At 67.3% G+C, this 11,554-nt stretch carries 9 protein-coding genes; all 9 read left to right on the top strand.

Annotation, left to right across the window (positions count from 1 at the left end; genetic code table 11):
- Positions 1 to 128: 128 nt before the first annotated feature.
- The 9 genes from L6Q96_15145 to L6Q96_15105 all read left to right on the top strand — a co-directional run bounded on the left by L6Q96_15145 (position 129) and on the right by L6Q96_15105 (position 11,526).
- Positions 129 to 908: an NAD-dependent deacylase gene (locus L6Q96_15145; GenBank protein ID MCK6555892.1), complete on the top strand. Its 780-nt coding sequence runs from the start codon at positions 129 to 131 to the stop codon at positions 906 to 908.
- A gap of 412 nt (positions 909 to 1,320) precedes the next feature.
- Positions 1,321 to 1,743 carry a cytochrome c gene (locus tag L6Q96_15140; protein MCK6555891.1) on the top strand — a complete coding sequence of 141 codons (423 nt, stop codon included), beginning with the start codon at positions 1,321 to 1,323 and terminating at the stop codon, positions 1,741 to 1,743.
- Between the two features lie 216 nt (positions 1,744 to 1,959).
- Positions 1,960 to 3,897: an NADH-quinone oxidoreductase subunit L gene (gene nuoL / locus L6Q96_15135; protein ID MCK6555890.1), complete on the top strand. Its 1,938-nt coding sequence runs from the start codon at positions 1,960 to 1,962 to the stop codon at positions 3,895 to 3,897.
- Between the two features lie 30 nt (positions 3,898 to 3,927).
- Positions 3,928 to 5,493, top strand: coding sequence for an NADH-quinone oxidoreductase subunit M (locus L6Q96_15130; protein MCK6555889.1), 1,566 nt, complete (start codon positions 3,928 to 3,930; stop codon positions 5,491 to 5,493).
- A 19-nt stretch (positions 5,494 to 5,512) separates the two neighbouring features.
- Positions 5,513 to 6,205, top strand: a complete 693-nt coding sequence (rpe, locus tag L6Q96_15125; protein ID MCK6555888.1) for a ribulose-phosphate 3-epimerase — start codon at positions 5,513 to 5,515, stop codon at positions 6,203 to 6,205.
- A gap of 69 nt (positions 6,206 to 6,274) precedes the next feature.
- The gene (locus tag L6Q96_15120; GenBank protein MCK6555887.1) at positions 6,275 to 6,736 is read left to right on the top strand and encodes a MaoC family dehydratase N-terminal domain-containing protein; all 462 of its coding nucleotides are present in this window, start codon (positions 6,275 to 6,277) and stop codon (positions 6,734 to 6,736) included.
- 14 nt (positions 6,737 to 6,750) lie between these two features.
- The gene (locus L6Q96_15115; protein ID MCK6555886.1) at positions 6,751 to 7,179 is read left to right on the top strand and encodes a MaoC family dehydratase N-terminal domain-containing protein; all 429 of its coding nucleotides are present in this window, start codon (positions 6,751 to 6,753) and stop codon (positions 7,177 to 7,179) included.
- Positions 7,180 to 7,437: 258 nt separating this feature from the next.
- On the top strand, positions 7,438 to 10,449 hold the full coding sequence (locus tag L6Q96_15110; protein MCK6555885.1) for an Ig-like domain-containing protein: 3,012 nt from the start codon (positions 7,438 to 7,440) through the stop codon (positions 10,447 to 10,449).
- Between the two features lie 417 nt (positions 10,450 to 10,866).
- On the top strand, positions 10,867 to 11,526 hold the full coding sequence (locus L6Q96_15105; GenBank protein MCK6555884.1) for a hypothetical protein: 660 nt from the start codon (positions 10,867 to 10,869) through the stop codon (positions 11,524 to 11,526).
- The last annotated feature ends 28 nt before the right edge of the window (positions 11,527 to 11,554 follow it).

Raw genomic sequence — 11,554 nt, 5'->3', positions numbered from 1 at the left:
TCGATAACGGCGGCGAGTGTGGCAGCTTCGGTCGAAAGTGCAACGCGAGGTTGGGCGGGGGCGGCGTTGCCCCGGCGTGGCGTCGCGGCACAAGAAGGGGTAAAGGTCCGGGGTGTATGAGCAGGGCGATGAGCGTGAAGAGCGCGGATATCGAAGCGGCGATCGCGACCGTACGGGAATGGGTCCGGGCAGCGCAGCGCATTGTGGTGCTGACGGGAGCGGGCATCTCAACCGATTCGGGTATCCCGGATTTCCGTGGACCGAAGGGAGTCTGGACCCGTAACCCGGCGGCCGAGAAGATGGCGACTTTGCAGCACTACATGGCTGACCCCGACATTCGCCGCCGCGCCTGGAAAGCGCGCATGGCGGCGCTGGAGAAGGAGCCCGCGCCCAATGCCGGTCACCGTTCGCTGGTGACGCTCGAGCACATGGGCAAGCTGCACACGCTGGTAACCCAGAACATCGACGGGCTGCACCAGGCGGCGGGAAGCTCGCCGGAGCGCATCGTCGAGATCCACGGCACGATTCACCAGGTGATGTGCATGTTCTGCGGCGAACGCGGTCCGATGGCGGCGACGCTGGATCGGGTCCGTGCCGGCGAAGAGGATCCGCCGTGCTTGAGCTGCGGGGGCATCCTCAAGTCGGCGACGATATCGTTCGGACAGGCACTGGTAACCGAGGACCTGAACCGCGCTACCGAGGCGGCGCAGGCGTGCGACCTGATGCTGGCGATCGGCACGACCTTGAGTGTGTATCCGATCGCCGGGATCGTACCGGTGGCCAAGGAGGCGGGGGCTCGCGTTGTGATCGTCAATGCCGAGCCGACGGAGATGGACTACCTGGCCGACCGGGTAATCCGGGGCTCGATCGGTACGCTGCTGGGGCGGTTGTTTGCGCTGGACGCTTAGTAGTGATGGGCACAATTACGGCGACGTATTCCGTACGACGCTTCCCGTTCGCCCCGAGTAGCCCCGTTTTCTCAGGGGCGTATCGAGGGGCAGCCTGGCGAGCGGCTTTGCGGCCCCGCCCCTCGATACGCCGCCGAAAAGATGGCGCTACTCGGGACGAACGGAATACGTCGCCGGACTAATGAACCGGAGTACTTAGTGAACGGGTAGACGGATGCGGGCGAATACGATTCGCCCCTGTCGCCGCGTACCGTGCGGCGGCAGCCTGTCCGGGGTGGGGGCGTTACCGGATCGGGGTTGGGCGTCCACGCAATTCGGTGCGGGAAGGACGTTTGGGACTTGCACTGGGCGCCGCGACGGCGGTAAAGAACGCCGCGTCTGACGGCAACACACGAAACAGGGGAGGGTATCGATGGCGAAGCGAGGGTCGGTTGTGTTGTGGGTGTCGATGGTGGTCAGTGGCCTGATGGCGTCTTCGGTGGCGGTTCAGGCGGCGCCGCCGCAGGTTACGGCCGGGCAGATGTACTACAAGCAGTATTGCGCGACCTGCCACGGCGTCGATGCCAGGGGTGACGGGCCGACGGCGAAGGCGTTGAAGGAAAAGGTGCCGGACCTGACGACGCTGGCGAAGCGGAACGACGGTAAGTTCCCGTACATCCTGGTGCTCGACATCATAGACGGGCAGCAGCCGATACCGAGTCACGGCAGTGCGGAAATGCCGACCTGGGGCGAAACGTTCCAGTCTGATGTCGGTAACGACCCGCTGTCTCAGGCGGCGGTGCGTGGGCGCTTGATGCTCCTGACCGACTACATCCGCTCGATTCAGGTGAAGTAGTCGCTGCCGGCCTGGCGTCTCGGCCCCGGCACGGTTGCCGGCCGGTTGGATTCATGTAGAGTGCGGCGCGGAGTGCGCGGGGACAGCCCGGCTCGGCCGGTGCCCCGCGACCTCCGCGTTCCTGCGTCGTCCGGCACCACCGGTGGCGCCGGTGCTCGGGGTTGCTTGGCCCGATAACGGGTGCCCCGATGCGAAACGAGGCCTGACGGTGATCGGATGCCGGTAATCGATACCAGTTTGTTGCGGTGGATTTTGATCCTGCCATTGGGGGGCGTGCTCGCCTGTCTGGTGGCCGCGGTGACGGGACGGGTCCGGCTGGCGCGCGTCGCCGGTCCGCTGTCCGTACTCGGTGCCTTTGGCGTGTCGGTGGCGGCCGTGGCGCAGCTCTGGGCACAACCCGCCGGGGCGGCGCTGCTGGACCGGGTTTACGTCTGGCTGCACTCGAGTCCCCTGACGGTCGAGATGGCGTTCCGGGTCGATGCACTGTCGAGCGTGATGATCCTGATCGTCACCGGGGTCGGGTTTCTGATTCATCTCTATTCCGTCGGGTACATGCACGGCGATCCGGACGAGGCCCGGTACTTCGCGTACCTGAACCTGTTCACGGCGTCGATGCTGGTGCTGGTGTTGGCCGATTCGCTGCCGCTGTTGTTCGTGGGCTGGGAGGGGGTGGGCCTGTGCTCTTATCTCCTGATCGGCTTCTGGTACACGGACATGGCCAATGCCGACGCTGGCCGCAAGGCATTCGTTGCCAACCGGATCGGCGACGCGGCGTTCCTGATCGGTATGTTTCTGATTTTCTGGCAGCTCGACGCACTCGGCACGCCGTCGTTGGGGTTTGCCGAGGTGAACGGCTCGGCCGGCAAGATGGCGGCGGCGGCGCCGGCGGTGGTTACCGCGGCCTGCCTGCTCCTGTTCGTCGGGGCCACCGGCAAGTCGGCGCAAATCCCGTTGTACGTCTGGTTGCCGGATGCGATGGCCGGCCCGACGCCGGTATCGGCGCTCATCCACGCCGCCACCATGGTGACCGCCGGCGTGTACATGATTGCGCGCCTGTCGCCGCTTTACGTGCTGGCGCCGCTGGCGATGGACGTGGTGGCGACGGTCGGGGCGTTGACGGCCTTCTTTGCCGCGACGATCGGTCTGGTGCAGAACGACCTGAAGAAGATCCTCGCCTACTCGACGGTATCGCAGATCGGCTACATGATCCTTGGGGTGGGCGTCGGCGCCTTCGGGGCGGCGATCTTCCATCTAATGACGCACGCCTTCTTCAAGGCCCTGCTGTTCCTGTGCGCCGGCAGCGTGATGCACGCCCTGCACGGCGAGCTCGACATCTGGAAGATGGGCGGACTGCGGCGGACGCTGCGGATCACGGCGCCGACCTTCCTGATTGCGGCCATGGCGATCTCGGGGGTGCCCGGTTTCGCGGCGTTCTTCTCGAAGGACCTCATTCTCGAGCACGCGTTTACCGGCGGCCACTTCGTTACGTGGTCGATCGGTGTGATCGCGGCGGGCTGCACGGCGTTCTATGTGTTCAGGGCATATTTCGTGGCGTTCACCGGCGAGAGCCGGGTCGAGCCCGAGAAGGCTAAGCACATGCACGAATCGCCCGCCGTGATGACCGTGCCGCTGGTGATTCTTGCGGTGCTGTCGGCGGTGGGCGGCTGGATCGGTCTGCCGCACGGTTGGCTGTGGGGCGACTGGCTCGGCGAGTACCTGGCGCCGTCGCTGGCGCACTTGCCGGAGGCGGAGCACCACGCGGTGTCGAGTGCGACCATGTACGGCCTGATGGGCGGCACCTCGGCGGTGGCGCTGGGGGGCATTGCGCTGGCGTACGTGTTTTACGTGCGTTCGCCGGGCCTGCCGATGATCCTGGCGTGGAAGGCGCAGGGTTTGTACACGCTGCTCTGGGAGAAGTACCGGGTGGACGAGCTGTACGACGCGGTGTTCATCCGGCCGTATGTGAAGTTGTCGGACTTCTTCTGGAAAGTCGTGGATGCGGAGATTATCGACGGGGCGGTGAACGAGGTCGGCGAGGCGATCGCGTCGATGGGCGGAGGGCTGCGGCGGTTGCAGAGCGGCAACGTGCAGGCTTACGCGCTGGTGATGTTGTTGGGGGCCGTCGGGTTGCTCCTGATGTTCGGAGGAGAATGAGGGGGCGGCACGTCCCCGCGTGGCACACGCATGACCTGGCCCATTTTGTCGGCACTGATCTTCGTTCCGTTTCTGGCGGCGCTGTTCGTCGTGTTGTTGCCGGCCGAGCCGCCGGCCATCGCTCGGCGCGCGGCGTTTCTCTTTTCGCTGGTGCCGCTGGCGCTGTCGCTGGAGATGCTGCGGCACTTCGACCCGGCGATCGGGACGTTTCAGCTCGCCGAGAAGGCGGCGTGGATTCCGAGCCTCGGGGTCTATTACTCGCTCGGGGTCGACGGCTTTTCGCTGTGGCTGGTCGTTCTGACCACGCTGCTGACGCCGACGGTGATCCTGGCCGCCTGGGGCGATATCAACCGCCTCGTCAAGGAGTTCATGGCCCTGATGCTGTTCATGGAAGGGGCGATGATCGGGGCCCTGGTGGCGGTCGACCTGTTCTTGTTCTTCGTGTTCTGGGAGTTCATGACGGTGCCGATGTTCTTCGTCATCGGCATCTGGGGCGGGGCGCGGCGCCGATATGCGACGATAAAGTTCATCCTGTACACGATGGTCGGCAGCGCGTTGATGTTCGTCGCGATGATGTACCTGGCGTTCAAGCACGCGCAGACCAATCCGATCACTTTCGACATCGTCAGCCTTTACAACGTGTCGCTGACCTTCACCGAGCAGATGTGGCTGTTCGCGGCTTTTGCGTTGGCCTTCATGATCAAGGTGCCGATGGTGCCGCTGCACACGTGGCTGCCCGACGCGCACACCGAGGCCCCGACGGGGGGGTCGGTCGACCTTGCCGGCGTGCTGCTGAAGATGGGCGTGTACGGGTTCCTGCGCTTTGCGCTGCCGATGTTTCCGGCGGCGGCCGAAGCGGCCTTTCCGGTGATCATGACCCTGGCGGTGATCGGCATCATCTACGGAGCGATGGTGGCGATGCCGCAGCCGGACATGAAGCGGCTGGTGGCGTACTCGTCGGTGAGTCACCTCGGCTTCGTGATGCTGGGGATATACGCGTTCAACAACCCGGGCATCACCGGCGGCATCCTGCAGATGGTCAATCACGGCCTGTCGACCGGGGCGCTGTTTATCCTCGTCGGCTACATCTACGACCGGCGCCACACGCGGATGATTGCCGAGTACGGCGGCATCTGGAGCGTCATGCCGGTGTATGCCGCGCTCTTCCTCGTGGTCATGCTGTCGTCGATCGGTCTCCCGGGACTCAACGGCTTTGTGGGCGAGTTCCTGATCCTGCTCGGGGCCTTCCGCGCCCATCCGTGGGCGGGGGGGCTGGGCGTGCTCGGCGTGGTGTTTGGCGCCGTGTATCTGCTGACCATGTACAAACACGTGTTCTTCGGGCCGGTAACCAACGAGGCCAACCGTCAGCTCAAGGACCTGTCGCCGCGCGAGATAATTGCGGTGGCACCGGTACTGGTGGCGATCGTCTGGATAGGCGTGTACCCGAAGCCCTTTCTCGATCGCATCGAGCCGACGGTGCAGGTGCTGCTCGGCCGGTTGCGGGCCGCGGGGGCGACGCGGCATCTGGTGGAGGCGCCGGCGCCGGCGATGGAAGCGCTGTTATCGGCGGTTCCACGTCACCGGGACGCCGACTGATCGCGGCCGGGAAAAGCGGATGACGGGCGCGCCGAAGATTGCGCCGTCGATACTGGCGGCGGACTTTCTCAAGCTCGGTGAAGAGATCCGGGCCGCGGAAAGTGGGGGAGTGGACCGGTTTCACGTCGACATCATGGATGGCGTGTTCGTGCCGAATCTGAGTCTCGGTATTCCGATCGTGGAAGCGGTGCGGCGGGCGACGAAGTTGCCGGTGGAAGTCCACCTGATGATCGACCGGCCGGAGAGATATGTGGCCGACTTCGCCGGTGCGGGGTCCGACTGGATCATCGTGCACCAGGAGGCGTCGGTGCAGTTGCACCGCACGGTGCACGCGGTGCGCGAGCTGGAGCGGAAGGTGAGCGTGGGATTGAATCCGGGGACGCCGGTGCACACCCTGGAGGCGATCGTCGAGGACCTCGACGGCGTGCTGGTGATGACGGTCGATCCGGGCTTCGGCGGGCAGCGGTTCATCGAGAGCACGTTGCGCAAGGTGAGGCAGGCGCGCGAGATGATCGATGCGCGAGGTTTGCAGTGCGAGGTCGAGGTCGACGGTGGGGTCGATGCCTCGACCGCGCCGCGCGCGGTCGAGGCGGGGGCGACGCTCCTGGTTGCCGGCACCTCGGTGTTCCGTCACGCGGACGGTGCGGGCGCCGGGGTGCGACATCTGCACCAGTGTTGTGCTGCGGCACGTTACGTCGCGGCCGGTCGTTGAGGCCGAGCGCGAGAGCGCTGCGAGCGCCGGACGATCCCGCGGTAAGGCGGCTCGGTTCGATAGGGATCGATGGGAACCGAGGTTGGACGGGTAGGGCTGGTGCAGCTTCCGGCGGGCATGCTCGGCCGCGAGGTGTCGCGGGGGCGCACGGTGGTGACCGCGGAGACGATCGCGGCTTACGCGAGCGCCGTCGGCGACGAGGCCACGCTGGCGGCGGGTTGCACGGTGGCGCCACCGACGTTCTGTCTGGCGCTGCGTGGCGGCTTTGAGCCCGAGGTGGAGTTGCCGCCGGGGGTCTTCGGCGTGCACGGTGGGCACGATCTGGAATTCCAGGCGCCGATCCTTGCGGGGGCGGGGTACGAAGTGACTTCCCGGCTGGTCGACGTGTACGAGAAGAGCGGCCGGGGCGGAGCGATGACGGTACTGGTGCGCGAAGCCTGCGTGCGCGACGATGCCGGGAACCTGGTGGCGCGTATCGTCGAGCGGCAGATCCTGCGCGCGCACCCGGCGGGCGTGCCGCCGACGGGGTGAAGGGGGCGGCGGCGGTGCAACTCGGGGACACGATCGGGCCGCAGCGCCGGCGGGCGCCGCAGGCCGCACAGATCGCCGCGTACATGGGGGCGGGGCGTTTCGCGGAGCCGTTATTCGTCGACGAAGCGTATGCGCGAGCGCTCGGTTTTGCGGGCGTGATCGCGCCGGGGCCGATGTTGACGGCGTTTCTGGAGCAGTTCGTGCGCGGCGCGTTGCCCGATTGGCGCCTCGAAGCGTTGGGAACGACGTTCCGGGTGCCGACCCCGGTGGGCAGCGAGGTCGAGTTGCGGGGCGCGGTAACCGAGCACCACGAGATGGCCGACGGCGAACGGCTGGTCTGCGACCTCGTGCTGTCGCACACCGACGGCACGGCCGCGGTGACCGGAACGGCGCGCCTGTGCCGCCGCTGCGCGCCGGCCGCAGACGAAATCGCCCGGGGATGAAGGCCCGGCCTCGGCCACCCCGTTTACGGGCATAGCGTTCCGGTGGAACGCGATCTCCGAGCGCGTTCCCGTGCGTTTCCTCCAATGTGCAATGTTCCCGGTCCCGGGCATGCATGCCCGGCGCTCAGTCGAGGCGCCCGGTTCACCGGGCGCGCGTACACGGACGGCCGCCCCGGACGGCTGGCCGGCGCATGACGAATATGATTGACATGCGAACAGGAATTGTTTACACGCGGCATCGGAGGGAGGGCGAACGTGATGACCGCTGTACTGCGCAACGCATCGAGGGGATTGACGGCGCTGCTGGCTGTTCTGGTCGTCGCCTGCGGCGGCAACGGTAGCGGCGGGTCGGCGTCGGAACCGGTGCCTGCCCGGGCCGAAGTGTCGGGGCTGGTCGTGCTGCACCGCGACGTGCAAACCGGGGCCGGCGAGAGTCTCGGACCGCCGCCACTGGACTGGGCCCCCGCGCCGGATCGCGCCGCCTTCGATCGCGCCCTCGCCAACGCCGACTGGGCACTCGACGGCGATACCGGACTCAACGGCACGACCACGGCCGACGGCCGCTTCGTGCTCAAAGACCTCGACCCCGGACGCTACACCCTGGTCGTTAGCCGGACCCTCGACGGTAACCTCGTGCCGGTGATCGTGCCCGTCGTCGCCGGGGACGACGGCGCCGGCTCCGTGGTGACCGAAGTTGCCTGGGGACTCGTACGCTCCACCGTGGAATACACCTTGAACGGCGTTCCTCGGCGGGAGATCCACGGTCCCAATGGGACGCGGGTGGCGCTTGCCAACGGTCGTATCGTCGAGCTGGTCGCTCCGGACCGTGTCCTCGATGACCCCGACGGCGACGGCCGTTTCGACGGCGGCGGGTCGTGCGTGCCGCAGGCGTGGGAGTGCCGGCCCGACGGTACGTGCGAGACCGGCACCGGGTGCAACTGCGTTGCAAGCTGCCCCGACTGCCGCGATTGCGGTCCGCCGGTGTGTTCGCAGCCCGCGCGGGGAATCGTCTACCGCTGTAACGACGACGGCTCGTGCGCGCATCCGGGCGATCGCTGCGTCTGCGTTTCCAGTTGCCCGGAGTGCGACGACTGCACGCGCCAGGTCTGCGTGCCGGGCTGTGGGCCGGTGGAGATCTCGGCGATCTCGATCACTGCGGCGCCGCGACGGTTGTTCGTGGGCCAGCGCGCGCAGGCCATCGCGGCGGCCGTTCTCTCCGACGGCGGCACCATCGATGTCACGCACCTCGTCACCTGGCGCTCGGCGAACGAGACCGTCGCCACGATCGATTCGTGGGGGACGGTGACCGGCAGCGGCGAAGGGTCGACCGAGCTGTCGGCAACCCTGGGCGGGTTCGCCACTGGTGCGTGGCCGGTTACCGTGACCGCGCGGCCGGAACCGCTGCGGCTCTGGATCGAGAACCGATCTTGTTACTACTGGCTCGGCCGGCCCGAGCCGGCGGTCGACATCCTGCCCGGGCCGGATTGCCGTCAGGTCATCCTCGTCGGCGGTCAGATTCCCTTCGGGGCGTGGGCCGAATTCGACGGCGGCACGATTCAAGATGTAACCGCCGAGGTGGTGTGGCAGGTGGACCCCGCGGCGGTCGGCGAGGTCTCGGCAGGCGTGTTCACGGGCAAGCAGGTCGGTACGGCGAAGCTGACAGCACGGCTCGGCGAGACGAGCAGCGAAGCCACCGAGATCCGGGTCGTGACCGAGCGCAGCGTCCTGAGCCTCTCGATCTATCCCATGAACTGGTACTTCCCGCCGACGCAACCGATACCCTTTGTCGATACTCGACCGGTGCCGTGTCCGGACTGCCAGCCGGTGGTGACCTTGCTCACCGGCGACACGATGCCCTTCAGGGCGACGGCACAATACGACACCGGCGAGTGGGAGGACGTGACCGAGCGGGTCACGTGGAACAGCATACCCACTACCGTTGCGACGATCGATGCCCGAGGATTGCTGACTGCCGTTGCCGCCGGCGACGCGGAGATCAAGGCAACGCTCGGCGACGTCAGCAGTGAGGCCGCCGAGGTCAGGGTGGTCGACACGGCGACTCTCGAACTGCTGACGATCTTTCAGGAAGGCAGCCAGCGCGTCGTTGTCAGAGGCGATCGGCGCTATTTCCGCGCCAACGGCCTCTACGACATCGGTCTCCACCGGGACGTAACCGCCGACGCGACGTGGCAGACCTCGGACCCGGACGTTGCCGCCTTTACGGCGCCGGGCGAGCTGACGGCAAAGGCGGCGGGGACCGTGGACGTGTGGGCGGAGATGGGTGCGGAACGCAGCGAACCCCTGCGCATCGAGGTATATGAAACCGGCGCGCTCGACTACTGCGATCCGAACCGGGTGCACCACTCGACGTGGGCCGACGGCTTCAATCGGGTCACGCTGGAGAGCGACTGTGCGACGTACAGCGCTCCGGGCGTGGCGACACTGCGCTACTCGGTGACCGAAGTCGTGCCGCGCGGGGGCATCTTCGCGCCCTGTCTCGACCTCTACGTGTACCGCGGGGCAACCCGCGTGCGCACCCTGCGCGAGCAGGGTTGCGGCGATCCGTTCGTGCCCAACGCGGCGCCCGGCCGTGACGACGAGGTGTTGAAGTATCAACTCCGTGCCTTCTGGGATCTGAAGGACGACAGCGGCGCCACGGTTCCGCCCGGGCGCTACACGATCCACGGGCGGTTCTATCTCTATTACGATCCGGTCGTGAGCCTCGACGTCGCCGTGGTCGACGGCAACGGACACGTGCCGTGCGAGCCGAACGCGTGCGGCAACGGGTGCGGTTACGTACACGTCTGCGGCGATGACGGGGCGCCGCTGGCCTGTCCCGAGATATGCCGCGAGCTGTGCGAGTGTCCGCCGGGCTGGGGCAGCGTGGAGGGCGGCCAGTGCGCGCCGTGCACGCAGGAGTGCTGTCCGCCGGGGGCCGCCTGCGCCGTCGGCATGCGACCGTGCGACCCGCCGTGCTGCCCTGCCGGCTCGGAGCGTTGCCTGCCCGGCCTGCCGGCGTGCCAGCCGCCCGCGGGATGTTGTCCGGCCGGCGCCGACTGCCACGCGGGTCTACCGCCGTGCGACCGGTGCTGCAGAGGCGACGAGGTCTGTCCGGCCATCTATCCGCCCTGCGAACCCCCGCTGCCGCTGTGCTGTCCGGAGGGCGACGCCTGCATTCCCGAGCTGCCGCCGTGCCCGCAGAAATGTTGTCCGCCAAACGCACGTTGCACCGAGGAGATTCCTCCGTGTCCGACGGATTCCCCCGTCTGAGTCTGTCGATAAACGGCCAAACCCGGCTTCGACAAGCTCAGCCTGAGCGGTGGTGGAATTGATTTCATTGGGTTTTTCCGCGTTCACCCTTCGACGATCCTAGCGCGGGCTTCGCCCGCAACCCATTGCGAACAACCAGCCCGTTCGCCCCGAGTAGGAGCCCTTCCCCTGGGCTCCGTATCGAGGGGCGCGCTCCTGCCGAGCCTGTCCCTCGATACGCGCCAGAAGAAGGCGCTACTCGGGACGAACGGGAAGGCACTGCCGCTCCATGGCCTGAAGATTTCTTCGCGCCGTGCGCAGACTTTCGGCGATAGTAGTTCAGGGTGAGCGTATCGAAGGGTGAACGGGAGTTCATCGACAGTCTCGTCTCGGTCTTCCCCCATTGACCGCAGGCGAAGGTTTGGCGAAAATCCGTTCGTGACCGGTGCGGCTACAGCGCGGCAGGCAGCGGTGGCGACGCGTCTTGCGCGGCTCTCGTTGCCGCCGGGTGTACGTCTGGGAGTGACGGCGTCGGAGCCGGTGGCGCGCGTATCGAGCGGTGTACCGGCGATCGATGCGATGCTGGCGGGGGGGCTGCCGCGAGGGCGGATCAGCGAGGTGGTAGGGCCACGGTCGGCGGGCCGGACGGCGGTGTTGTTGGCGGTGTTGGCGGCGGCGACGCGACGGGGCGAGGTGGTGGCGTATATCGACTGTGCCGATGCGTTGCATCCGGAGTCGGTACTGCGGGCCGGGGCGGATCTGCGGCGGCTGTTGTGGGTGCGGCCGTTGTCGGCGATCGACGGACTGCGGTGTACGGAATTGCTCCTGCGCACCGGTGGACTGGCCGTCGTGGCGCTCGATGTGGGTGACGTGCTGCCGCGGGCGGTACGTGGACAGTCGTGGCCGCGGCTGTTGCGAGCGGCCGAGCAGGCGCATACGGCGTGCGTCGTGTGTGCGCCGCGGCGGCTGGTCGGTACCTTTGCGGCGCTCGGGGTTGCGGTGGAACGGCGTGCCGTGCGGTGGCGGCGCGGCGCCTGGCCGCTGTTCGACGGCTTCGAGACGGCGCTGCGGGTGGTGCGTAACAAGTGTGGGGTTTGACGGGGGCGCGGGGAATCGAGCCGGCGTC

This window comes from Candidatus Binatia bacterium (genome assembly GCA_023150935.1).
GTDB lineage: Bacteria > Desulfobacterota > Binatia > HRBIN30 > HRBIN30 > JAKLJW01.
Note: the sequence above shows the minus strand (reverse complement) of the source record. Positions and strands in the feature narration are given on the sequence as shown.

Coding starts and splice junctions, on each gene's coding strand:
- L6Q96_15145 (MCK6555892.1), top strand. CDS start 129: ATGAGCGTGAAGAGCGCGGATATCGAAGCGGCGATCGCGACCGTACGG.
- L6Q96_15140 (MCK6555891.1), top strand. CDS start 1,321: ATGGCGAAGCGAGGGTCGGTTGTGTTGTGGGTGTCGATGGTGGTCAGT.
- nuoL (MCK6555890.1), top strand. CDS start 1,960: ATGCCGGTAATCGATACCAGTTTGTTGCGGTGGATTTTGATCCTGCCA.
- L6Q96_15130 (MCK6555889.1), top strand. CDS start 3,928: ATGACCTGGCCCATTTTGTCGGCACTGATCTTCGTTCCGTTTCTGGCG.
- rpe (MCK6555888.1), top strand. CDS start 5,513: ATGACGGGCGCGCCGAAGATTGCGCCGTCGATACTGGCGGCGGACTTT.
- L6Q96_15120 (MCK6555887.1), top strand. CDS start 6,275: ATGGGAACCGAGGTTGGACGGGTAGGGCTGGTGCAGCTTCCGGCGGGC.
- L6Q96_15110 (MCK6555885.1), top strand. CDS start 7,438: ATGACCGCTGTACTGCGCAACGCATCGAGGGGATTGACGGCGCTGCTG.